The 23032-nt window shown below is 60.8% G+C and carries 20 protein-coding genes; 6 read left to right on the plus strand and 14 right to left on the minus strand.

Going from position 1 to position 23032, the window contains the following annotated elements:
• Positions 1 to 71 precede the first annotated feature (71 nt).
• On the plus strand, positions 72 to 2306 hold the full coding sequence (katG, locus tag HDC96_RS07985; RefSeq protein WP_179459452.1) for a catalase/peroxidase HPI: 2235 nt from the start codon (positions 72 to 74) through the stop codon (positions 2304 to 2306).
• A 69-nt stretch (positions 2307 to 2375) separates the two neighbouring features.
• Here the strand turns inward: katG and HDC96_RS07990 are convergent, their stop codons facing one another.
• Together HDC96_RS07990 and HDC96_RS07995 are read right to left on the minus strand one after the other, a co-directional pair.
• Positions 2376 to 2780: a S4 domain-containing protein gene (locus HDC96_RS07990; protein WP_176990030.1), complete on the minus strand. Its 405-nt coding sequence runs from the start codon at positions 2778 to 2780 to the stop codon at positions 2376 to 2378.
• Positions 2773 to 3048 (minus strand): hypothetical protein, encoded by a 276-nt coding sequence (locus tag HDC96_RS07995; RefSeq protein WP_179459453.1) that lies wholly within the window; start codon positions 3046 to 3048, stop codon positions 2773 to 2775. Before HDC96_RS07995 ends, HDC96_RS07990 begins: the two co-directional genes overlap by 8 nt.
• A gap of 171 nt (positions 3049 to 3219) precedes the next feature.
• Between HDC96_RS07995 and HDC96_RS08000 the strand changes: the two genes are divergently transcribed.
• The 5 genes from HDC96_RS08000 (at position 3220) to HDC96_RS08020 (ending at position 8418) form a co-directional block, all read left to right on the plus strand.
• Positions 3220 to 3537 carry a hypothetical protein gene (locus HDC96_RS08000; protein ID WP_179459454.1) on the plus strand — a complete coding sequence of 106 codons (318 nt, stop codon included), beginning with the start codon at positions 3220 to 3222 and terminating at the stop codon, positions 3535 to 3537.
• A gap of 85 nt (positions 3538 to 3622) precedes the next feature.
• The gene (locus tag HDC96_RS08005; RefSeq protein ID WP_179459652.1) at positions 3623 to 4726 is read left to right on the plus strand and encodes a polysaccharide biosynthesis/export family protein; all 1104 of its coding nucleotides are present in this window, start codon (positions 3623 to 3625) and stop codon (positions 4724 to 4726) included.
• A 1-nt stretch (position 4727) separates the two neighbouring features.
• Positions 4728 to 5420: a YjbF family lipoprotein gene (locus tag HDC96_RS08010; protein ID WP_179459455.1), complete on the plus strand. Its 693-nt coding sequence runs from the start codon at positions 4728 to 4730 to the stop codon at positions 5418 to 5420.
• Complete coding sequence (locus HDC96_RS08015; RefSeq protein ID WP_179459456.1) at positions 5417 to 6208, plus strand: capsule biosynthesis GfcC family protein; 792 nt, start codon at positions 5417 to 5419, stop codon at positions 6206 to 6208. The genes HDC96_RS08010 and HDC96_RS08015 overlap by 4 nt, the downstream gene beginning before the upstream one ends.
• Positions 6208 to 8418: a YjbH domain-containing protein gene (locus HDC96_RS08020; protein WP_179459457.1), complete on the plus strand. Its 2211-nt coding sequence runs from the start codon at positions 6208 to 6210 to the stop codon at positions 8416 to 8418. The genes HDC96_RS08015 and HDC96_RS08020 overlap by 1 nt, the downstream gene beginning before the upstream one ends.
• A gap of 109 nt (positions 8419 to 8527) precedes the next feature.
• On the opposite strand, the gene HDC96_RS08025 is transcribed toward HDC96_RS08020, so the two are convergent.
• The 12 genes from HDC96_RS08025 to HDC96_RS08080 all read right to left on the minus strand — a co-directional run bounded on the left by HDC96_RS08025 (position 8528) and on the right by HDC96_RS08080 (position 22788).
• Positions 8528 to 9397 (minus strand): glycoside hydrolase family 5 protein, encoded by an 870-nt coding sequence (locus HDC96_RS08025; protein ID WP_257018667.1) that lies wholly within the window; start codon positions 9395 to 9397, stop codon positions 8528 to 8530.
• 132 nt (positions 9398 to 9529) lie between these two features.
• The gene (locus tag HDC96_RS08030) at positions 9530 to 10552 is read right to left on the minus strand and encodes an acyltransferase (protein WP_179459459.1); all 1023 of its coding nucleotides are present in this window, start codon (positions 10550 to 10552) and stop codon (positions 9530 to 9532) included.
• 83 nt (positions 10553 to 10635) lie between these two features.
• Positions 10636 to 11358 carry a WecB/TagA/CpsF family glycosyltransferase gene (locus tag HDC96_RS08035; RefSeq protein ID WP_179459460.1) on the minus strand — a complete coding sequence of 241 codons (723 nt, stop codon included), beginning with the start codon at positions 11356 to 11358 and terminating at the stop codon, positions 10636 to 10638.
• Positions 11359 to 11389: 31 nt separating this feature from the next.
• Positions 11390 to 12526: a hypothetical protein gene (locus HDC96_RS08040; RefSeq protein WP_179459461.1), complete on the minus strand. Its 1137-nt coding sequence runs from the start codon at positions 12524 to 12526 to the stop codon at positions 11390 to 11392.
• 167 nt (positions 12527 to 12693) lie between these two features.
• Complete coding sequence (locus HDC96_RS08045) at positions 12694 to 13863, minus strand: glycosyltransferase (RefSeq protein ID WP_179459462.1); 1170 nt, start codon at positions 13861 to 13863, stop codon at positions 12694 to 12696.
• Positions 13853 to 14383, minus strand: coding sequence for an acyltransferase (locus HDC96_RS08050; protein ID WP_179459463.1), 531 nt, complete (start codon positions 14381 to 14383; stop codon positions 13853 to 13855). The genes HDC96_RS08045 and HDC96_RS08050 overlap by 11 nt, the downstream gene beginning before the upstream one ends.
• Positions 14384 to 14504: 121 nt before the next feature.
• On the minus strand, positions 14505 to 15746 hold the full coding sequence (locus tag HDC96_RS08055; protein WP_179459464.1) for a hypothetical protein: 1242 nt from the start codon (positions 15744 to 15746) through the stop codon (positions 14505 to 14507).
• Between the two features lie 90 nt (positions 15747 to 15836).
• Positions 15837 to 16919 (minus strand): glycosyltransferase, encoded by a 1083-nt coding sequence (locus HDC96_RS08060; protein WP_179459465.1) that lies wholly within the window; start codon positions 16917 to 16919, stop codon positions 15837 to 15839.
• Positions 16920 to 17080: 161 nt separating this feature from the next.
• Positions 17081 to 18256 (minus strand): nucleotide sugar dehydrogenase, encoded by a 1176-nt coding sequence (locus HDC96_RS08065; protein ID WP_179459466.1) that lies wholly within the window; start codon positions 18254 to 18256, stop codon positions 17081 to 17083.
• 205 nt (positions 18257 to 18461) lie between these two features.
• Positions 18462 to 20678, minus strand: a complete 2217-nt coding sequence (locus tag HDC96_RS08070) for a polysaccharide biosynthesis tyrosine autokinase (RefSeq protein ID WP_179459467.1) — start codon at positions 20676 to 20678, stop codon at positions 18462 to 18464.
• A gap of 52 nt (positions 20679 to 20730) precedes the next feature.
• Positions 20731 to 21165 (minus strand): low molecular weight protein-tyrosine-phosphatase, encoded by a 435-nt coding sequence (locus tag HDC96_RS08075; RefSeq protein WP_179459468.1) that lies wholly within the window; start codon positions 21163 to 21165, stop codon positions 20731 to 20733.
• 192 nt (positions 21166 to 21357) lie between these two features.
• Positions 21358 to 22788: an undecaprenyl-phosphate glucose phosphotransferase gene (locus tag HDC96_RS08080; RefSeq protein ID WP_343203000.1), complete on the minus strand. Its 1431-nt coding sequence runs from the start codon at positions 22786 to 22788 to the stop codon at positions 21358 to 21360.
• Between the last annotated feature and the right edge of the window lie 244 nt (positions 22789 to 23032).

Genomic DNA, 23032 nt, shown 5'->3' on the forward strand with positions numbered 1-23032 from the left:
CGTTTCCAACGTCGCCATCGCCTCCCCCGCGCCGGTGGTTTCCACGTTCGCCAGTCCACAGGTAGAGACCCATGAAAAGCGAAGCCAAGTGCCCGTTCAACCACGCCCTCGTCGGCGATGCCACCACCAACCGCGACTGGTGGCCCAAACAACTGCGGGTGGACCTGCTCAACCAGCACTCGACCCGCTCGCATCCGCTGGATGAGACGTTCGACTATGCAGAGGCCTTCAAGGGCCTGGACTACGCCGGCCTCAAAGCCGACCTCAAGGCCTTGATGACCGACTCGCAGGACTGGTGGCCGGCCGACTTCGGCCACTACGGCGGCCTGTTCGTGCGCATGGCCTGGCACAGTGCCGGCACCTACCGCATCGGCGATGGACGTGGTGGCGCCGGCCGCGGCCAGCAGCGCTTCGCTCCGCTCAACAGCTGGCCGGACAACGTCAGCCTGGACAAGGCACGCCGCCTGCTGTGGCCGATCAAGCAGAAATACGGCCAGGCGATCTCCTGGGCCGACCTGCTGGTGCTCACCGGCAACGTCGCGCTGGAATCGATGGGCTTCAAGACGCTGGGCTTCGCCGGTGGCCGCCCGGATACCTGGGAACCGGACCAGGATGTGTACTGGGGCCGCGAAACCACCTGGCTCGGCGGCGATGTGCGCTACGCGCACGGCTCCGAAGGCGTGCAGGAGAATCACGGCGTGCTGGTCTCCGATGATGACGCCGACGGCGACGTCCACTCGCGCGACCTGGAGAACCCGCTGGCGGCCGTGCAGATGGGCCTGATCTACGTCAATCCGGAAGGCCCGGATGGCAACCCCGATCCGCTCAAGGCGGCGTTCGACATCCGCGATACTTTCGGCCGCATGGCCATGGATGATGAGGAAACCGTCGCCCTGATCGCCGGTGGCCACAGCTTCGGCAAGACCCACGGCGCCGGCCCGGCCGATAATGTCGATGTCGAACCGGAAGCGGCCGGGCTGGAAAGCCAGGGCCTGGGCTGGGCCAACAGGTTCGGCACCGGCAAGGGCGGCGACACCATCACCAGCGGCCTGGAAGTGACCTGGACGCGCACCCCGGCGCAATGGAGCCATGACTTCTTCGAGATCCTGTTCGGCCACGAGTGGGAGCTGACCAAGAGCCCGGCCGGTGCGCACCAGTGGGTCGCCAAGGACAGCGAGGCGATCATTCCCGACGCGCACGATCCGTCCAAGAAGCACCGCCCGACCATGCTCACCACCGATCTGTCGCTGCGCGTCGATCCGGCGTACGAAAAGATTTCGCGTCGCTTCCTGGCCGACCCGCAGGCCTTCGCCGATGCCTTCGCCCGCGCATGGTTCAAGCTGACCCACCGCGACATGGGCCCGCGTGCACGCTATCTCGGCCCGGAAATCCCGGCCGAAGAATTCGTCTGGCAGGATCCGGTGCCGGCGGCACCGCAGACCACGCTGAGCGCGCAGGACATCACCACGCTGAAGCAGCAGATCGCCGCGGCCGGGCTGAGCGCGGGCGAGCTGGTCTCCACTGCCTGGGCATCGGCCTCCACCTTCCGCGGCTCGGACAAGCGTGGCGGCGCCAACGGTGCACGTGTGCGCCTGGCCCCGCAGAAGGACTGGGCGGTCAACCAGCCGCAGCAGCTCGGCAAGGTGCTGGCCGCACTGGAGAAGATCCAGGCCGGCTTCAAGAGCGACGGCGGCGCGCAGGTCTCGCTGGCCGACCTGATCGTGCTGGCCGGTAATGTCGGTGTCGAACAGGCGGCCAAGGCCGGTGGCCATGAGGTCAGCGTGCCGTTCAACCCGGGCCGCACCGATGCCAGCCAGGCCCAGACCGATGTGGACTCGTTCGCGGTACTGGAACCGTATGCCGATGGGTTCCGCAACTACGTCAAGGGCCGCTACAGCGTGCCTGCCGAAGCGCTGCTGATCGACCGTGCGCAGCTGCTCACGTTGACCGCGCCGGAGATGACCGCGCTGGTCGGTGGCCTGCGGGTGATCGGCACCAATGTCGGCGGCAGCACGGACGGCGTGTTCACCGATCGCGTCGGCACGTTGAGCAACGACTTCTTCGTCAACCTGCTCGACATGCGCACGCAGTGGGTCGCGGATGGCGATGGCTACAGCGGCCGCGACCGCAGCACGGGCGCGCCGCGCTGGAGCGGCAGCCGGGTGGACCTGGTGTTCGGCTCGAACTCGGTGCTGCGTGCACTGGCCGAGGTGTATGCGAGCGCGGACGGCGAGAAGAAGTTCGTCCGCGACTTCGTGGCCGCTTGGGCGCGGGTGATGGAACTGGACCGCTACGACCTGCGTTGATTCACCACCGTAGCCACACACAGAGACCGGGCCGCATGGCCCGGTTTTTTCATGCGTGCAGCAGGCAGATTACAGCGCGTCCAGATCCCCCAGCGCGCGGATCAATCGACGCGCACGCTTGTCCGGCTTGTGCTCCGGCGGCTGGTACCCGTTTTTCGCCGCGGCGCGCTGCAGGCGCAGTTCCGCCCGGCGTGCCAGTGAGGCCTCACTCTCGGCATACAACTGCTGCGCCACGGGTGCCGGACCGCGCATTTCGCTGAGCCCAAGCACCTGGATATCGAACACTTCGTCGCCACGGCTGATCTGCAGCGCTTCACCCACGCGCACCGCGCGCGAGGATTTCGGGCGTTGCCCGGCCACATCGACCTTGCCCGTTTCCACCGCCTGTTTGGCCAGGCTGCGGGTCCGGAAAAACCGTGCGGCCCACAGCCACACGTCCAGCCGCACGGCGGCCACCGGTGTTGCGTCAGTCATGCTTCCTACCCAGCTCCACGGCATTGGCCGGTTGTCGATTGAGGGGTTGCGGAGCGTCCGGCGTGCCACGACACCCGGTACCGCCGATCAGCGCCGGCACCCCGGCATCCAGATCGAGGCGCTGGCTGCCGACCTGGCATTCCGGTCGGTCCATCGGGCGCACCTGCATGTCTCCCAGACGCTGCGAGGTGGAACATGCGGCCAGGGCCCCGACAATCAAGAGCAGCGTCAAGATCGTCCGACTCACGTTCACGGATGCGGTCCTCATCATGCCTCCACAGGCGTCGCGCCCCGCCACGGGCAGATTCCATCATCCGCGGGCCGTTGGCTCCGCGCAATTCCATTCGATGGCAGCCGCACATTCAGTTCGGGTTGACTCTTGCTCCGCGGCTGGTCACCATAGACGGGCTATTTTCCCTAACGGAGTAGGAGACCCCTCATGTTTAAGAAGACGATCGCAGTGCTGGCCTTGGTAGGCCTGTCCGCCTCTCCGGTGATGGCTGCCCCGCAGGACGCCCCCGCTGCTGAGCCGGAAGCCGCCACCGACGTGGCAGGCGCCGAAGCCTCCGCGTACTCGACCACCGCAGTCGTAGCGACCGTGGGTGCCTCCATCGCTGCCGCAGCCGTGCTGTACAGCATCGGCGGCGACAGCTCGAGCGGTGAAAAGGATCCGGGCGGCACCGACGGCGGCCCGGGTGGCCCCGGTGGTCCGGGTGGTACCGGTGGCACGGGTGGTACCGGCGGCACGGGCGGTTAATCGCTCTTAGTTCCGCACTCAAGCCCTCGCCGGGCCAAGCTTGGCGAGGGTTTTTTATGCCTGCCGTAAAACCTTGATGAAGATGATGATGAAGCCCCTGTGCCTGCCGGCCGCCATCGCGGCGACCCTGCTCCTGTCCGGCTGTATGCTGGCCCCTGGCCAACACCTGCGCCACAGCGACGTTTCGGCGACCCGTTCCAGCGAGGATGGTCGTCTTGAGATGATCCCGATCACGCCGAAGCTCATCGCCATGAACGATGCGTCGCAGGCGGAACAGGTACTGCCGGCTGCACTGCTGGATTACCAGGCCGAGCCTTATCGCGTGGGCCCCGGCGACATGCTGTACATCACCGTGTGGGACCACCCGGAGCTGACCGTGCCTGCGGGTTCCCAGCAGCAGGGCAACCTTGCCGGGCGACTGGTTCAGGGCGACGGCACACTCTTCTACCCGTACATCGGCAAAGTCCAGGCGGCCGGCAAGACGCCGGTCGAGCTTCGTGCGGAAATCACCCAGCGGTTGGCCAAATACATCGAGGCACCGCAGGTGGATACCTCCGTGCTGAGCTACGCCAGCCAGCGCGTCTGGATCACCGGCGCTGCCGAGCGTTCGACCTCGGTCCCGCTGACGACGACGCCGCTCACGCTGTCCGATGCGATCAGCCAGGCCGGCCTCAATGCGAGCCAGGCCGATCTCTCCGGCATCCAGCTCAGCCGCGACGGTGTCACCTACTCTATCGACATCGAAACCGTCGCCCGCCAGCATGGTGGCCGACCGATCTACCTGAAGAACGGCGACTCGATCTACGTGCCGTATCTGGATCGAAAGGAGATTTTCGTCGTGGGTGAAGTCACCCAGCCGGGTGCCTTCAGCTTCCGCACCTCCGACATCTCGCTGAACCAGGCGATCGGCCGCGCCCGTGGCCTCACCCAGGCCACCTCCAACGGCAATGCGGTGTATGTCATCCGGGGCTCGAAGGATCTGCAGAAGGCGCCGTCGGTGATCTATCACCTGGAAGCCCGATCGCCGACCGCGTTCGCCGTAGGCAGCCAGTTCATGCTGCAGCCCGGCGACGTGGTGTTCGTGGGCGCCGCCGGCGTAACGCGCTGGAACCGCTTCGTGAACCAGCTGCTGCCGTTCACCAACATCCTCTACACCGCCGCTCGTACCGAGAGCGAAGTCGGGAACTAACATGGGTCCTATGCAGCATGACGCCACGCGCTCCAGCGCGCGTGGCGGGTTGGGCCGCGCCATGGGCATCGCTGCGCTGGTGGCCCTCGCCGCCTTGACCAGCAGCTGCACCACGGTGAGCCGCTCCAGCGCCGACGCGCTGCGGCTGATCTTCGTTCCCAAGCCAAGCGCGACCCCGGCCCAGGTGGCGGCCGTGCGCTTCCCACAACTGCAGTTGCGCGCACCGGACGTCAATGGCGTCCTCGTGCTCGGCTTCGTTGATGGGGGGCGCCAGGCGTGGATCGCGGGCGGCGACGCGGTCTTCTATCTGCAGCCCAACGGCCTGGTCACCGCGACGTCGGGGATTGGCCGCAGCTATGCCGCGCGCATCACCGGACCGTCGCCGTTCGATGATCTCGGCGCACTGCAGGGCACCGCCCGGGTGCAGCGCCAGTACGACTGGATCCCTTCGTATCAAATGAGCGTACCGGTGACCGGCACGCTCACGAAGGTCGGCACCGAGAAGGTGGTGATCCTGGAGCGGCCACTCAGCCTGGCGCGCTACGAAGAAAAGCTCTCCGGACCAGGCTTCCGCGAGACCAACATCTATTGGGTGGATGAGCGCTCCGGGTTCATCTGGAAGAGCCGCCAGTACCTCGCCCCCGGCTATGCCGTGGACATCGAGCAGCTCAAACCCTATCGCCCTGGCCAATGACCATGCTGCGCTACTGCCTGATCCTGTGCTCCACCCTCCCTTTCTTCGTCACACATGAGGCTGCGGCGCAGCCCGTGACCGACACGGTAGAGGTTACCGTCGAGGGTGCGGTCAAGGCGCCGGGCGTCTACCCTCTTCCCGCAGGAGCGCGCTTGGCGGATGCCCTGATTGCCGCCATGCCGATGCCGGTCAGCTACGTCGCAGGTGCATCGCTGCTGCGCGAAAGCGCACGTGCGCAGCAGGCACGCCTCAAAGCCGGGCTGCTCTACGACCTGAAGGTGCTGCAGCAGAGCCAGAACGAGGCAGCCAGCAAACTTGCCTCCAGCCTTTCAAGGCAACTGACCGACCTGCCAGCAACTGGCCGGGTGGTGGCAGAGCTCGAGCCGCGCCTGATGCAGACGCGCAAGTCATCCAACCCGGTCGCCATGCCGTCGGACATCGTGCGGTACCCCGCCAGGCCAGACACCGTCCGGGTCATGGGCGCGCTGGATCAGGCCTGCGAGCTTCCGCATCAACCCACCGCGGATGTCACCCATTATCTGGCCGCCTGCCCATCGAACCGCGTGGCAGACAAGGACGTAGTCCACGTGATCCAGCCGGATGGACACGTACAGATCATCGGTATTGCGCTGTGGAATCGCGCAGACCTGCAGGCCGTCGCACCTGGCGGCACGATCTATGTCCCCATCGCCGCAAGACTGATGAAAGACATCGATCCTGAGTTCAACACGCAGTTCGCCGCATTTCTCGCGACGCAGCCGCTGCCTAATCCGCGAGTAGCACCTTGATGCACGTCCGCTCCAGACATTTCGCTACCCTGGCTTTCTCAGCATTGGCATTGGCGACATCCGCCTGCCTGCACGCGCAAGAAGCGCCGCCCGCGACAGCAAGCGAATGGGGTGGAATGGGCCTGCTGCAGACGCCGAGCGCGCGCATGGCCGATGACGGCGAGATCAGCTTCACTGCCTCGCACAACTCGCCGTACAGCCGCTACAACCTGACGATGCAGCCGTTCCCTTGGCTGGAGGGGTCGTTCCGCTATATCAACGTTGCCAACATCCGCTACGGCGCGACGAGCGTCAGCGGAGACCAGAACTACAAGGACAAATCGATCGACTTCAAGCTGCGCCTCTGGGAAGAGAGCCACTGGCTGCCTGAGGTTGCATTCGGCATTCGAGATCTCGGCGGTACCGGCCTGTTCTCCAGCGAGTACCTGGTGGCAAACAAGCGGTTTGGGCCGGTCGATGCGAGCCTGGGTTTTGCGACCGGGTACATCGGCAACCGCGGCGACCTTGGCAATCCGCTGAGCGCCATCGACGACCGTTTCGATGTTCGCCCGACGCCAACGAGCGATATCAACAATGCCGGCAAATTCGGCCTGAGCTCCATGTTCCGCGGCCGCGTGGGCATTTTCGGTGGTATCAGCTACCAAACGCCCTGGGAGCCGCTGCTCGTCAAAGTGGAATACGACGGCAACGACTATAAGAACGAGCCCAGGCGCAACAACCTGCCACAGAACACACCTGTGAACGTGGGTCTGGTGTACAGCCTCAACAGGAACGTGCAGTTCACTGCTGCTTGGGAGCGCGGGGATGCAGCAATGTTTGCGATAACACTCAGGGGCAACCCCGGGCGTGCGTCGACATCGCCGAAACCGTTCGACCCTGCGCCCGAATCTCTCAAGAACACTGCAGCCAACGTCTCCCAACCCAGGCAGGGGGTTGATTCGGCTACGCTGGTAACTGAAACCACCGTACAACCCCCGCAATCAGAATCAATCAGCGGAAGCGATGATGCGCGATGGGCAGAGATTGCCGCGCGGCTGCAGGTCAATGCCGGCTTCCGCGTGGAAAAGATCTCTCGGCGCGGCACGGAGGTGATTGTCACCGGGCACCAGCTGCGCTACTTCCATACAGCCAAGGGCTTGGGCCGGGCGTCCAGGATTCTGCACAACGATCTGGATCCATCGATCGAGTGGTTCACCTTTGCCACGTCACGCTTGGGTATGCCAATCGTCGACACAACCATCAACCGTCAGCGCTTCGTCGATTACACGGAGAGCCGCGCGGACCTCGACCAGCTCAAACTTGGTATCGAGGTCACGGCACCCGCTCCTGTCTACAGCGACACGCTGTATCGTGCGCCCCTGCAGCGTTATGGTGGCGGCTTCAACGTGAGCTACAAGCAGAACGTTGGTGGCCCCGATGGCTTCATCCTTTACCAGGTCTCGGCAAACTACACCGGCAGTTTCTTCTTCACTCCGGGTGTCTGGATTACAGGCACAGCCAGTGGCAACGTGCTCAACAACTACGACAAGTTCAAGTACGATGCGCCCAGCCGACTTCCAAGGGTGAGAACCGATCTTCGTCAGTACACGACCACCTCGGATTTCACCGTCCCCAATCTGCAGCTGACCGCTGCCCACCAGTTCGGCCGTGACCTTTATGGCATGGCCTACGCAGGTTACCTTGAGTGGATGTACGCAGGCGTCGGGGCTGAAGTCCTTTATCGGCCGTTCGGCGAGGCGTGGGCGATCGGTGCCAACCTCAACTGGGTGAAGCAGCGCGATTACGACCAGCTTGCGGGCCTGCGCGACTACACCATGACAACCGGGCATGCCTCGCTGTACTACGCGTTCGACCAGGAGCAGCGCATTGTCGGCTCCATCAGCGCCGGCCGCTACCTTGCGGGGGACTATGGCGCGACAGTGAATCTTGCCCGCGCGTTCCCGAACGGGGTCACCATGGGCGCTTACGCGACGAAGACGAATGTCTCCGCGCGCGACTTCGGTGAAGGCAGCTTCGACAAAGGCATCTACTTCTCGATTCCCTTCGACACCATCCTGCCACGCTCCACCCGCGCGCGCGCAGCGGTCGTCTGGAACCCGCTTGTTCGAGATGGCGGCGCCATGCTCGGTCGTAAGTACACGCTGTACGGCACGACCTCGGAACGCGATACGGAATTCTTCTACGAGAATCTTCGCCACATAGATGACTGATCCGGGAGGACGGTCATTGGACCGTCCGCAGCGACAGGAACAATCCAACACTCCGCGCGTCGGGGCATCGGGGCGTCCCAGACCTGGTCATGAGGAATCCGCGCAAGGACTATGGCTGCCGCCTGGCTCCCTTCTGGATGGCCGGCAGAAGACCCTCTACGCCAAACCCGCCCTCGTAATCGAACAGGCACCAGGTGATGCCACGCTCCTCCGACATTCGGGCGACGGAGGATAGCCAAACAACACGATCCTCCGCGGGGGCGCGCTTGAAGACACCGAACTCACCGAGAAACAGAGGTGCGTCGTTCCGCGACCTCCAACCATCCACCGACCTGAAGTCAATCGCGAGGCGCGTGCGATCCGCGTAACTACCCCACCCAATGTTCCGGCGCTCGGCAAGACTTGGATGGGCCTTCAGCCAGTCAGCCCCCTGATGGGTGAAACTCATGGGATTGTAGTAGTGGAACGTGTAGATGATCCGTTCCTGATCAGGGTCTGCTGGAGGCAGATCCCATATCGTCGAGTAGCCTTTGCCACCAACGATGATCGAATGGTGACGATCCTTCGACCTGACCAGCTTGATCAACTGGGGATAGAGGGCGCCCCACTGACTGACCATCTCCCCCTTCGGCTCATTCAGGAGCTCGTAGGAGACATCGAAGCGCGTATCGGAGAACATCCCCGCCGTCCTTGACCAGAAGTCGGTTGTCAGCCTCCTGCACTCCGAAGCGTCGACTCCACAGCGATTGGATTCGTGCAGATCGATGATCATATGCAGGCCAACCGAATTGCCATATGTCACAAGCACACGAAGCGACTGATACCAAGCATCGATAGCGTCCACGCCACCCTCTGCAACCGCTGCAGGAAAAAGATTCAGTCTTATCGATCTGAACCCCTCTTGGCGGGCCTGGAGCAGCAGCGCCTTTGTCTCCTCCATGCGGGAATTCTGGTACCAGAGCTTGTTCTCAGAAAGCATATTCACGCAGGGCCCCGGCACGCCAGCCCCGTGGGCGGATCCCACGCAAAGCAGCAACGCGACAGACGTCCAGATGTATTTCAATGGCGCCACCTCACGCTGACCGAAGAACCATGCATTCTGCAGACGCGATTATGCACTTGCCCGGCTCCAGCCCTGGGCCGCGAGCCTGCGGGGAGGCTCGAACAGGAACATCAATTGCCATCGCTTGCAGAGCCGGTACAGGACAACGGGCAATGCAATACCCGCCACGAGACCAGCAATGACGTGAAGCCACACGGGGCATTCGGGCCATGCTCTTGAGAGCGCGACTCTCATCCCGCTTGCCACAAGAATGTGGCCGAGGTAGATGTACATGGACATCCTGCCCAGATAGGCCAAGGAAGAGGAAAGACGACCTGTAACCAGGGAGGCGACGCCGACGGTTGCCGCAATGCCCATGCACGCAATCAGCAGGGAGAACAGGCTCCGATCCGAGTATCGCAAGCCTGCGAAGGAGTGGAACAGGTACTCGGTAACCGCAAACGTGGAGAACAAAACGAGCGTCACCATCGGCGCACGCCCGATCTCCGCCTTGGACAGCCTGAAAAAAACGACACCCAACACGAAGAACACCATCATGCGTGCGGCATGGATGAAAGGCCCCATATCCTCTGCGCGCGCAAAAATGAACGATAGCGCTGCAGCGCCCAGAACCAGATAGGGCAGCCAGCGGGCTTTGAAGGAAAAAAGCACCGCGCTGACTATGAATATCTGGAACAACGCATAGAGAAACCAGAACTGTGCCCTGGGCGCCCACAGTAGTGCCAGCACATCACCTGCCTCCGTCGCACCATTCGTATATCGTGCCAGCAGAACCTCGATGAAGCCCTGCAGCAGCGACCAGACGAGATACGGGTACAGAATCGAATCGACCTTTGAAAGGGCCACACCGCCAACCCCTCGCTTGGCCAGTGCCTGATCAAGGAAAATGCCGGCCAAGAAGAAGAACAACGGCATGTGGAACGAATAGATGACACTGTCCACGATCTGAAATGTTGAGCTGTCTGGTGCAAGACCCGCAGACACCAGGCCCCGCATGACGTGACCGTAGACGACAAGCATGATACCCATGCCTTTCGCCACATCGATCCAGTGGAAACGCTTGCCACTCATAGTTGCCATCAGAACCTGCCGTTAGTCAGAACGTTGAGCACTGGATGTCATTCTCCGATATGCCTAGTCGGCGCCAAAGACACTCATCGCCTGTCTTTGGCGACAGCGAGGATGAAGGCAGGGATACCGATGACGTAACGATTGAACAATCTTCGCGGCTCCAGCAACAGGCGATATAGCCACTCAGCACGAACCAACCGCAAAAACCGTGGCGCGCGGGTGAAGCGTCGCGCTTTGAAATCCAGGATCGCGCCACCGCAGATCAACAACATGTCCGTCTGCAGCGCGGTCCGGAAGAGGTTTGCGATGACCTCCTGCTTGGGCATTCCCATCCCCAGCACTACGATAGCTTGGCCCTGCGCTGACAGGTGAGCACGGAAGTGCTGAAGGTACTCGGCAGGCTCCCTGAAGCCATCCAGAGAATGGAAATCCCGACCATTGAAGAGGGCGTCACCGCCCCTCTTCAACCAAGGCTCGGCGGTGCCGTAAGCAAAGAACTGTACGCGAGGTCCTAAGGAAGATGACGCGTATTCCACGAGCGCTGGAATGAGATCCGTGCCGTTCAGGTTGTCTTTTGCATCCAGCCCAAACGCTTTGCACGCGAGTGCCATGCCAATCCCATCCCTGAAGATGACGTCCAAGGAGTCAAACGCTCCATAGGCAACTGGGTCGCGGCGCGCCAGGTTGTATCCGTGCTGATTGAGGAAGCCAACCGACACTGGACCCTCCAGCTCAAGAAGCTCCTGAAAGATCGCGTTCAACTCTTCTGCATCTGCCAGACGGCATTTAAGCACCAGACTCCGCATGCTCACCGTCCTGGAGTGGCCGGATTGCGCATCAGACTTCATCATCAGCCCCCACGCGACGCCCCACCGCCAACACAAGGCCCAACGCAAAGTACACACTGTTGATTGCACTGACCGAAAGCCCATTGGCGATCAGCAGGACAATGAAACACAACCGCACGCGACTCGGCACGTGATCCATCATTCGCCACATGGCCCCGACGATGAAGAGCAGACCAACCAGGCCGTGGTCGTAGATAACCCGCATGTTGAATGAATGAAGAATCACTGAGTAGCAGGTGCCATCGTTCCGATAGCTGAATAGCCCTCTGTAGGCGGAAAGCTGATTGCACGCCCACTGAGGGAGGGCCGTGATCCTCGGTTCGCCGAACAGGTAATTCCACCAATGCCAGTCACTGATAGCCTCAGTGAAGACAAAGAAGAACCGGACACGATCGATGTTTTCCACACCGCCTGCACCCGCTCTAAGCTGAAACAGGATGGCCCCCATTATCACGGCAGCGACCAAGCCACCAATCGCGAGCAGATCGCGACGTCGCAACCGTCCTCTCACCAGCAGGAAGGCAATGACGATTGCAAAGCACAGGGCGGACGAACGCGACCCTGAGATGAATACAATCGCGCCAAGCGCAAGCATTTCTCCGATGTGGATTCTGTCGCGCGCCAAACAGGCAAGGTAGAACACCATGCACACGAGCAGCAGTTCAAAGTTGTTCTCGGTCAGGACGATCGGACGATCGATCTCCAGGAAGAATTTCTTTACTGAGTAGATGACCAGGAACAACGTGAGCAGAAATCGATTCAGCCGGACGATATCCGACTCCGATAGAAATCTCGCACCGGAGATGGGTATCAACAGCAGCAGGTACCAGAACGACTTGTAAGCCTGGAAGAAGTCGAGGAAGTTGGCCTTCCTGATGACAACCGCCAGCACCACTCCCGCAAGAATGTACAAAAGCAGGAACATCGCCAGAAAGATCTTTGACCTTGGCACTCGGGCGCTGTGCAGACTAAGCACGGCCAGAAGCACCATGAAAGGCTCAAGCAACGGAGTCAACCAGCCAATGTCGGCAAAATTGATGATGCCACCGACCAGGAAGATTCCACCCAGCCCGAAATAAAGGGCACTGGATAGTGGGTCGCGACGGCGGATGGTGAAGCCATTCATGGAGGTGTTCCAGGTCACAGATCTATTGTAAGGCTCAGGGCGGTGCAGCGATTGCGGAGCGACCAGCGTCTACGCACCACCTATATAACGCGTGCTTTCTGCCCTGACATGACCGGATCCGGACAGGGGGCACGAGGCCAGTCGGCATCTTGTGGTACGAAATCCGGTCACTTGCCAGACAATGCAAATATCCGCCCTACCAACGTTGGTGCGTCAAAGCCCTTCACCGCTTGGGACACTCCCCAGCGCTCAATCTTCTGGGAGCTGATGACGCGTTGCGCAATGTTGAGCGGATTGCGATCACAGGTGTAACCAGTCACTCCATCGCGAACGATGCCGCCCGTGTCGCTCCCTTCAGTGACCACCGCTGGGAGGCCCGATGCCATGGCTTCGACCAGCACGCGGGCAAACCCTTCATAGCCCGGATGCGACGTCATCAGAAATACGCCACCCCGGGCCATGTCCTGTGCCACCTGCTTGGGCCCGACGCGGCCATGCAGTGTAATACGACCTTTTACGTTCGGCTCCAGACGCTCCACCAAGCGAGCCACTGACTCGAATCGCGTTCCGGAACCGAGCATCTCGAGCGTCCACGGTGTAGCCGGATCAACCGAAACCAGCGCTTCCAACACAGCCACTGCCAGCTCGGGATCCTTGGGTACTTCGAACCGTCCCACCCATATGATCGAATTTGGATTCTCATGAGCGGGCTCCTGCTCGATCAGTGCAGGATCAAACCACGTGGGGAAGAAATGTGTTCGTTTATTCCACTGCTTCACCGTCTGCGCATACTGATCGTTGAAGACCATGATGGCCCTCGCTCTTTTGGCGACCCGCCGCTCCAGCACATGATGCAGACCGCCAAAGAACCTCCAGAAACTGTCGGATGTCTTCCCGGTCAGACCATTTTCCTGTGTATGGACGAAGTACACCTGCGGACGCGCGGACAGCAACCCGACCGCAGCCGCCATATCCATCCGGTGCACATGAAACGCCTCGCTCGCCGGAAGCTTGCGCCAGTTCATGACGACGGCCAGGAACAGTCGGATCGAGTGAGGGATCAGCCGGGACTGGTTCCCCGGGTCCAGGCGAACAGCAGGAAGAAACCAGAAATCGGCGCCGCCGAGATTATGGCGCTCCCACTTCCCGACCTGGCGACCAGGAATGTCCGCGCCAGCGTCCACGCCAACAAAGGCCAGACTCTTGTCGCTGGGGAAGTAACGAGCGATCCCCCTCAGGCAGGTGTCGATTCCACCCGGGGAGGGTCGCGCTGGGTCGAACTGATGGATGACCAGGCGATCGACGGACTGCGGTGGGATGGAGTGCTCAACTAACATCGGATACGCCCTTTCTCAATTCCATTTTGTAACCTTCTTCCAGAATGCTATCCACGCGCTGCCTTCTTGTTTCGCCGGACATCTCGACCTCTGCCCGCCATCCGCGTACTTTGTCGACAAAATCGTCATACTCGCAAATGTACTTCGCAGGATTTCCAGCCACCACAGAGCCGGAGGGTATGGATTTGGTCACGACAGAGCCAGCCCCAACGACGCACCGGGAACCGATCCGCACGCCCGGCATTATCATGGAACCGGCCCCGATGAAGCAGCCATCGCCCACCGAGATTCTCGCGTAGCGATACCGCCGTCCTTTTTCATCCGACACCAGCCATCCTGAGCCATCGTGATTGACGAAGACGACGTCGGAACTGACAGTCACCCGGGATCCGATGCTGATCAACCAGGGTTCCGAGCCAAATCGGCTGGTCAGGATGCGGCAGCCTTCGCCGACAGTCGCTCCTTTTCTCCTCGCAAATGCGACGCCACCAAGAATTCTGTACATCAGCTTGTCAAGCATATCTTCCTCACGTTGCGGCAACCAACGTAGATGTGCCGCAGGATTTCCTCAGCCTCTTCCACGAGCATCGCCTTGCAACTAGAGTCACCAAGAGCCTGTGGATTAACGGAGAGCCATCTGTTCATTCTGCTCTCCTGATGAACCAGAGACTCACGAATGTATGAATCACGTATCCCAAGCTTGCCGCTACGGTGAACCAGGCCATCGCCGAGATCACGGTGTAGCCCATCCATAGCGGGATGGCGAGAGAGAAAATCCTCAACAGGACTTGGATTACGCCGAACGCCAGGTTGAGGCGCTGCAACCTCAGCGCGGATGCCGCGAACGAAATGGGGAGCCGCGCCACGAGCGCGAGCAATGTGATACCCAACAGGGCAGCGAAGAACTGTACGTCCTGCCAGTCATCGCTCAGCAGTGTACGGGTCACCAGCACGGCCAACATGACCAGCGGGACTACTGTGACAAGGCCGGCGGCGAAGGAGATGGCAACATACCGGAACATGCGACGAGCCATCGCCCCCCCCTTCCTAGCCGTGCCAAGATGGCGCAGGAACAAAGGGCGCAGGCTTCCAGAGACGACGAAGAAGGGAACGAAAAGCAGATTGAACCCCATCCAGTACATGCCAACTGCATGCTTTTCAGAGAAGAGCGAGAGAACGTACACGGCGCACTGAAGCTCGACGACACTGAGAAGCGCCGATGAAGATCCGTAGAATATCTCCTGCCTTGATGACCGATAGATCCTCCGGGCATCCGCCTTTTTCAACGAGCGGGCGTTTGAAACCCCGGTTGAAACGTCCGACCGCAGCAGCAGGGCACCAGCAGCCCACGCGACGACGCGCGCACCGATCAGAGACAGACCAATCGGAGCAATCTTCGCACCCACGATCTGCAGAACCGCCGTGGAGAAAGACACCAACAGATTCATGCGTCCCAAGCGTGAGAGCTGCCCTGGCGACGAGTTCTGCGTCGGCAGCACATATGTCACCAGGGATGACAGGAGAACGCCGATGGGCACCAATGCCACCCACGGCGGTGCAAGGCCGAGAACTGCAGCAGTTACGCAAAGCGGTAGCGCAATGAGCAACAGGCACAGGTTGACTGCATACGACATTGCGACGAAGTTTCGACGGGCAGCGTCGGTCTTGCAGACAAGGGCGCGAATTTCAAAGCGGGCGCCCGATGCCATGGATAGAAGGGCGCAGAACGATGTAAAGAGCCCTAACTCACCGTATACATCCGGCGTCACCAATCGTGCTACCCAAAACGTACTGAGCAGCACCGCTACTTGACCGAGGCCACGATTCATGACCAGCCCAACGACCGGGTGTCGTAGCGCATTGCGTGTGCGCGCGATGATCATGCGACCCTCGCCTTTGCCCTGAGTGCGGCGAGCCGGCCACGGAGGGGGCGGCGGCCGCGGTAGGGCGACCAGTACGCCAGCCAGAGTCTGCTATGCACCATTGCCCAGCACTCTCAGGTAGTGGTCGGTAATGACGGGCGCCGAGAAATCCTTCGCCCGCCCGACCAGCGCCTCGACATCAACCTCTTTATCCAGTGATGAGAGTATTGCACCAGCCAATGCAGCGCGGTCCCCGACGGGGACCAAGTGCCCGAACTTTCCACCGGCAAGCACCTCTTCGGGACCATAGTCGCAGCGGGTCGATACCACTTTTGCACCAACGGAAAGTGCTTCCACCAAGACATTTGCAAGCCCCTCGTAGCGCGAAGCGAGCACGAAGACCTTGCATTGAGCAAGGAAGGGCCGGGGGTTTTTGACGAACCCCATGAAATGCACCCGGGCATTGATGCCCAACTCCACGGCGTAGCTCTGCAAAGGGGCGAGCAGAGGCCCATTACCCAGTATCACCAGATGGACGTCCTGATCCGCCTCGGCGACGACTGCAAATGCCGCCAGCAGATCATCGTAGCCCTTCTGCTCAACCAGTCTTCCGATCGCGAGGATGAAACGCTGCGCACCGAAGGGAACCGGCGCCAGTCCGTCCTCCGGTTCCTGCGCCATGTACGCAGGGTTGTAGATGACACTGATATTCTCGATCGGAAATCTACACGCCCGGGACACATCCTCCGCGATGCCGTGGGAGACTGCAATTACACCATCCGCAAGGGGGAGCAACCGCCGGTAGAGCAGCGGTACAACCCTCTGAGCGAGCGACTCACTGCTTGATTGCCGGGTAAGTGCATTGTGCTGGGTGACGAACACCTTCGTCTTCGACCGCGCGAGACGCGCGGCCAGGATCGCGACGATATTCTGAGGCCCGAGGCTCGACACCAACCACTCCGGCCGCACCGCCCGAAGGTAGCGGACAAGGGGCAGAATCGACGTCAGCGTCCTGCCTGCCTTCAGATCAACTATCCGCACTCCCGGCGGCACCTGGTCAAAATACTCACCGTGGGCCTGACAGAGTACAAAGTCCACCTCGAAGCCCCTTGAAAGAAGCTCCGTCGCGAGCACGATCCGCATCTTTTCGACCCCGCCACTGGCCAGGCGCGGAAAATGAAAAGCAATCCTCACGGCATTCTCTTCTTTAATGAATAGTGGAGGCTCCGCTCGACGTTCGGAATCACACCCTGAATCGAGAAGCCATCAATGTTCATCTTGTCGACCATAAGCAAGCGAGGAAGGACAGTGGGACCGAAGCGGCCACCCTCGCGGGCAGCGGAGCATTCGAGATCTCAGTCAACCCCGAATAGATCCCTGGTATAAACCTTGTCGCCCACGTCGGCGATCTCGGCGGTCAACCTGTTCGCAATGATCACGTCGCATCGCGCCTTGAAAGCACCAAGGTCATTGACCACAGGCGAGTTGTAGAAATCTTCAACCTCAAGAACGGGCTCGTGGACGATCACCTCCACACCCTTGGCCTTGATCCTCTTCATGATGCCCTGGACGCTGGACGCCCTGAAGTTGTCGGATGCGGACTTCATGATCAGCCGATACACGCCAACGACCTTGGGACGTCGGCGAAGAATATCGTCAGCGATGAAGTCCTTGCGTGTGGAGTTGGAGGAGACAATGGCCTGGATCAGATTCTGTGGAACCTGGTTGTAGTTGGCCAGCAACTGCTTCGTATCCTTGGGAAGACAATAGCCCCCGTATCCAAACGATGGATTGTTGTAGTCGGCGCCGATCCGCGGATCCAGGCAGACACCTTCAATGATCTGCCGGGGATCCAGGCCGTGACTTGCGGCGTAGGTATCCAACTCATTGAAGTACGCCACGCGCATCGCTAGATACGTGTTGGCAAACAGCTTTATGGCCTCGGCCTCCGTCGACTCGGTGAAGAGCAGGGGCACGTTCTGCTTTACGGCACCCTGCCTCATCAGTTCCGCGAACTGTTCCGCACGCGGGGAGCGCTCACCGACAACAATTCGGCTCGGATGAAGGTTGTCATATAGCGCACGTCCTTCCCGAAGAAACTCAGGGGAGAAGATGATTCCATCGACCCCGAACTTCCGCCGCATGCTTGCGGTGAAACCGACCGGCACGGTGGATTTGATGATCATTACCGCAGCGGGATTGACGGAGATGACGTCCGCTATGACGGATTCAACCGACGAAGTATTGAAATAGTTCGTACTCACGTCATAGTCGGTAGGGGTCGCGATTATGACGAAATCAGCGCTCTCGTATGCATGGACCTTGTCCAATGTTGCCGTGAGATCAAGGGCGGCATTGTCCAGGAACTGCTGGATTTCCGCATCGACGATCGGAGACCTGCGCTGGTTGATCAGATCAACCTTGCGACCGTCCAGATCCAGGGCGACTACATGATGATGTTGGGCGAGCAGAACGGCATTGGACAGGCCGACGTAGCCCGTTCCCGCTATTGCAATCTTTTTCTTATCCATAAGTACGCACCAAATTTGAAAGACACAGTTCATCCGACGCCTGACTTGGCGGCGCGCAGCGACTGGATCGCGCTGCCCCGGGAGCGAACACCGGGGTGGATGGCAAATTCGCGGATGACGAGCCTGAGCCCGCATACCGGCTTCGTTGAAGGCTTGGCACTCGCAGCTGAAGAGGATTCATCCCCGCCCCAGCAGAATCCGAGTATCAGTCCTCAGTGGACTGATACTGGTAATAGCCATAGCTGTAGTAGCCGGTCGTCCGACGTTCGACGGCGTTGAAGATTGCTCCCTTCAACTTGACATTGTTCTGCTCGAAACGCTTCTTGGCGAGCTCTACTTCTCGCGGTTGGTTCAAGCCGAATCGCGTAACGAGCAGACTGGTGCCGGCATGGTGCGCGATGACCGCCGCGTCAGTAACCGCCAGGATCGGGGGCGTATCGATGATCACCAGGTCGTAGTTACTGGAGACCTGCTCGAGCAAGGAAGTGAAGTTCTCATGCATCAGGAGCTCGGACGGATTCGGCGGCACCTCGCCTCGGGAGATGAAGCTGAGTGCCTCCAACCCCGGCATTGCGCGGATGCCCTGCTCGAACGATGCCTTTCCTACCAGAATGTCGGACAGTCCAGGCGTCTGCTTCATGCCGAACGCCTTATGCAGCGTACCCTTTCGCATGTCGGCGTCGATGATCAGGACCTTCTGCCCTGCCTGTGCCATGACAACGGCCAGATTTGCAGACACGAAGGTTTTACCCGCATGCGGGCTGCAACCAGAGATCAGCACGACGTTGTTCTTGGCTTCCAGACGAGCGAAATGAAGGCTCGTGCGAAGGCTTCGGACCGCCTCGACAGCCAGGTCAGCCGGATCCTTGATTGCGAGGACGTGCACCTTGCCGTCGCCCGGCCCACGGCCACGGACCGAGTCAGACTCTTGGCTGGTACTGGTGGGGATGGACGCGTACACAGGGAGCCCCAGTTCCTCGATCTGTGCGGGGTCCTCGATACCGCGATTGAGCAGCTGGCGGAGGAGGACGACGGCTACCGCAATGAAGCCGCCGAGCAACGTGCCGATCAGCACGACCAGCGACTTGCGGGGCTTGATGGGACTTGTCGAATCTACGGCCGCTGCATCGACGATTCGCACATTGCCCACAGTGCCTGCTCGCGCGACGTCGAGCTGCTGAGCTTGATTGAGCAGGGCCGTATACATTTCATTACTGACTTGGAGATCGCGGGTCAAGCGCAGAATCTCCTGCTGAGCATCCGGCAGTTTTTTGACCTGATTCTGGAAGCTCGCCTTGCGGCCTTCCAGCTGACTGATCTGACGAACGAGCGCCTGGTACGCGGGGTGGTCCCGGGTGAACTTGCGGTCCATCTCCGCCTGCTGCAACCGAAGCTGCTGGATGCCCCCCTCAACGGTAACTTCCTGATCCAGGAGCCCCTTTGTCTGAAGCGTCAGGTCAACGGAATTAACGCGTGTCTGGTATGCACTCATCGATGCTTGTGCAGCATCGACCTGCCTGCGGACGTTGGGCAGCTGCTCCTTGACGAATGTCAGCTGCGCCGACGCCTCTGCCGAGTTGCGTTCCACGTTCTGACGAACGTAGGCCTGCGCCACATGCTGCAGGAACTCCTGTGCGGCGAGAGGGTTGGGATGCTCGTATCCAAGCGACAGAATGCCGGAGTCCTTTCCGGACTCGATCACCTGCACCTGGTCCTGCAGGTCGCTGATCACGTTCAGCGTCCGGAGTTTGGTTACTTTGAAACGGGTACCCGGGTTGGCATCGAGCTTGCCCACCTGGATCTTCACTGCATTGCGTTCGGCAGGCTCGCCAACGCGACCTTCCAGAAGCACGCCGCCATCACTGTTCTCCAGCGTGAAAGCGCCCTTCTTTTCTCCCGCCACGAGCGTCAGCTGCTGATTCAGAAGCCGATCAGGGACCTGCAGCTGAAAAACCTCCAGCGACTCCCCGCCCCAGCCGTAGCTGTTCATCCCCAACCAAGGCGGAGCAAGGGTGCCAGGCGACTTCGCTTCAGCCCGGCGGACCAGGAACGACCCCAGCACGGGAAAGCGAACCGCTTGGACGTCGATATCCAGGTTGAGCTCGTCAACTGCGCTGCCAACAACGGATCGCGACGTAATAAGCGCGATCTCGGTCGTGGCCGCGGCCTTGCCACTGCCAATACCAAGCGATTGGCCAATATCTGCAAGGCCTGGAACCGAGGGGACCTTGGACTCGACCTGAACCAAGGCATTGGCGCGATAAATTGGAGTCGCAAGAAGCGCGTAACCAACGCTCGCCGCGAAGAATATCCCGGTAATACCTACAATCAACCATCTCTGGTCAACCAGGGCGCCCAGCAGATGGCGCAGATCGATTTCATCCGCAGCGGCCGTGGCGGCTCGGGAGTCTTGACTCGTCATAGGTGAAGAACTTTGCTCGAAGTATTGAAGTGATTCGATGTCGGCGACTGCGTTACAAGTAACGTTTCCAGCTCTCCACGCCTTCAGCCATCAGCTTGTAGACGTGTTCGAAGGCCGGTCGCTGCTGGCGGTAGGGATCGGGGATGTCGCGGTCGTCCTGCCACTTGCCCAGCAGGAAGGTCTTTCCAGAAGCTTCCGGCGCCAGTTCGGTGATGCGCTTGACGTGCTTGCGCTCCATGGTCAGCACCAAGTCGGCAGCGGACAGGATGGCAGGACTGATCTGTCGCGCACGATGGGCCGTCCCGTCCAGGCCATGCTCGACGAGCAGCGCCTGGGCAGTGGCATCGATGCCATGATCTACCAGCGCCCCCAGTCCGGCCGAGGTAACCTGGATGCCCCGGTCGCCAAGGGCGTCCCGCAGCATGACTTCAGCGGAAGGACTACGGCAGATGTTGCCGACACACACAAAGAGAATATGCTTGAACACGACTTCCAATCCTGATGCACTCCCGTAATGGGAATGTCGTGCACGGCCGAAATTTCGGCCGCGCGCCCAAACCAACAGGATACCCCAAGGCCCGGACCCGAGGGTCGAGGATCGCCCGCAAGGGCAGGATTTCCCAAGAATTTTTGGATCGCAGCGCGTCTTGAACACCCGCGATCTGGGGGGAAACGTGACCTAGTAGGCGCTTTTCTGCCCCAGCACCTTGGCGACCGTCATGACGATGATGGCCATGTCCAAGCCCGGGCTCCAGCGCCGGATGTAGTCGATGTCGTACTGGACGCGCTTCTTCATGGAACGCAGCTCCGGGGTCTCGCCCCGCAACCCATGCACCTGGGCCCATCCGGTGATGCCGGGTTTGACGTAATGGCGATGCATGTAACGCTCGATCAGGCGCTCATAGTGATTGTTGTGCTGCACCGCATGCGGACGCGGCCCCACGACGGACATGCTGCCGCCCAGGACATTGAAGAACTGGGGCAGTTCATCGAGGCTGGTGCGCCGCAGGAAGGCGCCGAAGCGGGTCACCCGCGGATCGCCACGGGTCGCCTGGACGATCGTGCCGACCGACTCCTGGTGCACCTTCATGGAGCGGAACTTGAGCATCCAGAATTCCTTGCCGCCCTGCCCGTGCCGGCGCTGGCGGAACAGCACCGGACCCGGGGAGCTGAGCTTGACGCCGATGGCCAGCACCAGGAACAGCGGCATCAGTGCCAGCACGGCGATGCTGGCCACCACGAGGTCTTCCACCCGCTTGGCCACCATGTAGTTGCCCTTGACCAGACCCTGCCGGAGATTGATGACCGGAACTGGGCCGATCTGCTCGACGGTGGGGTTGAGCATGCTGAAGCCATGGATGTCGGGCACCAGCTTGACCGGCACCGGGTAGCGTTCCAGCAGCTTGAGCAGCTTCTTGACTTCACCGGTATCGGACAGCGGAAGGGACACCCACACCTGTTCGAGGCTGTGGTGATTCGCGCTCAGGTACGTGTCCAGGGCATCCAGCGCCCCCAGCTTGCGCGGCTTGTCGCTGTGCCGGGGCGTGGGAATATCCTCGTGCGAAGCGAAGTAGCCGATGATCTCGATGCCACTGCCGTTGCGGGCCTTGAGATGTCGGTGCAGCTTCAGCACGGGGGCCCGAAGGCCGACCACGACCACCCGCTGCCGATCGATGCCCTTGGCCCTCAGCACATGCATGCGTGCGCGCACCACGATCCGCCACCCGACCAGTCCCGTATAGCCGAGGACGAACCAGGTCAGCAGCCAGGGAACCGGGACGCTGTCGCTCGAGCCGACCACCAGCGCATGGGTGGCGAACAGTGAGAAGACACCCGTCCACACCAGCAGCAGCATTCCCACGCAGCGCAGGAAGGGCCGGCTGCGCCATTGGCGATACAGCGGCGAGAGCGAGAAGCACAGCAGGCCATAGAGCACGAGCAGCCCGATGATCGAGCGCTCATGCGGACTGATCGCCACCATGCCGAAATGGATGACATAGGCCACCGCGGCTGCCAGCATCGCGATGACCAGATCACCTACCTTGAAGAGCGCATCCAGCGCAGCCTTCGCTTCCAGCGTACGGTGCAGGAACGTCTTTCCGTCTTGCACGCCGCCCAACGATCCATGTAACAAAAGCACTCTCCTGAGACGGCATTACGGCGCGAGGCGGGCGATGACCCTAGATAGGTGGATGAATGTTCGTCAATTTTATACCACATCACTGTCGGTATCGGAATTTTTTTCACACGCAACCCACTGAATACTCTGGAACTCCTGCGCATTCACTCGAATCACATCGACAGGGCTAACGTACGCGGCACATCCATTGCATCCCGCTCACTGCTCCCGGACA

The sequence above is a fragment of the Stenotrophomonas sp. JAI102 genome (genome assembly GCF_013409105.1).
GTDB lineage: Bacteria > Pseudomonadota > Gammaproteobacteria > Xanthomonadales > Xanthomonadaceae > Stenotrophomonas > Stenotrophomonas maltophilia_AA.

What these genes read in the sequence shown, in the direction of transcription:
- HDC96_RS08055 (WP_179459464.1), bottom strand. Translation starts at nt 15,746, where the DNA reads ATGATCATCGCGCGCACACGCAATGCGCTACGACACCCGGTCGTTGGG.
- HDC96_RS08040 (WP_179459461.1), bottom strand. Translation starts at nt 12,526, where the DNA reads ATGAATGGCTTCACCATCCGCCGTCGCGACCCACTATCCAGTGCCCTT.
- HDC96_RS08025 (WP_257018667.1), bottom strand. Translation starts at nt 9,397, where the DNA reads ATGCTTTCTGAGAACAAGCTCTGGTACCAGAATTCCCGCATGGAGGAG.
- katG (WP_179459452.1), top strand. Translation starts at nt 72, where the DNA reads ATGAAAAGCGAAGCCAAGTGCCCGTTCAACCACGCCCTCGTCGGCGAT.
- HDC96_RS08010 (WP_179459455.1), top strand. Translation starts at nt 4,728, where the DNA reads ATGGGTCCTATGCAGCATGACGCCACGCGCTCCAGCGCGCGTGGCGGG.
- HDC96_RS08005 (WP_179459652.1), top strand. Translation starts at nt 3,623, where the DNA reads ATGATGAAGCCCCTGTGCCTGCCGGCCGCCATCGCGGCGACCCTGCTC.
- HDC96_RS07995 (WP_179459453.1), bottom strand. Translation starts at nt 3,048, where the DNA reads ATGAGGACCGCATCCGTGAACGTGAGTCGGACGATCTTGACGCTGCTC.
- HDC96_RS08045 (WP_179459462.1), bottom strand. Translation starts at nt 13,863, where the DNA reads ATGTTAGTTGAGCACTCCATCCCACCGCAGTCCGTCGATCGCCTGGTC.
- HDC96_RS08070 (WP_179459467.1), bottom strand. Translation starts at nt 20,678, where the DNA reads ATGACGAGTCAAGACTCCCGAGCCGCCACGGCCGCTGCGGATGAAATC.
- HDC96_RS08065 (WP_179459466.1), bottom strand. Translation starts at nt 18,256, where the DNA reads ATGGATAAGAAAAAGATTGCAATAGCGGGAACGGGCTACGTCGGCCTG.
- HDC96_RS08000 (WP_179459454.1), top strand. Translation starts at nt 3,220, where the DNA reads ATGTTTAAGAAGACGATCGCAGTGCTGGCCTTGGTAGGCCTGTCCGCC.
- HDC96_RS07990 (WP_176990030.1), bottom strand. Translation starts at nt 2,780, where the DNA reads ATGACTGACGCAACACCGGTGGCCGCCGTGCGGCTGGACGTGTGGCTG.
- HDC96_RS08030 (WP_179459459.1), bottom strand. Translation starts at nt 10,552, where the DNA reads ATGAGTGGCAAGCGTTTCCACTGGATCGATGTGGCGAAAGGCATGGGT.
- HDC96_RS08020 (WP_179459457.1), top strand. Translation starts at nt 6,208, where the DNA reads ATGCACGTCCGCTCCAGACATTTCGCTACCCTGGCTTTCTCAGCATTG.
- HDC96_RS08035 (WP_179459460.1), bottom strand. Translation starts at nt 11,358, where the DNA reads ATGCGGAGTCTGGTGCTTAAATGCCGTCTGGCAGATGCAGAAGAGTTG.
- HDC96_RS08015 (WP_179459456.1), top strand. Translation starts at nt 5,417, where the DNA reads ATGACCATGCTGCGCTACTGCCTGATCCTGTGCTCCACCCTCCCTTTC.
- HDC96_RS08050 (WP_179459463.1), bottom strand. Translation starts at nt 14,383, where the DNA reads ATGCTTGACAAGCTGATGTACAGAATTCTTGGTGGCGTCGCATTTGCG.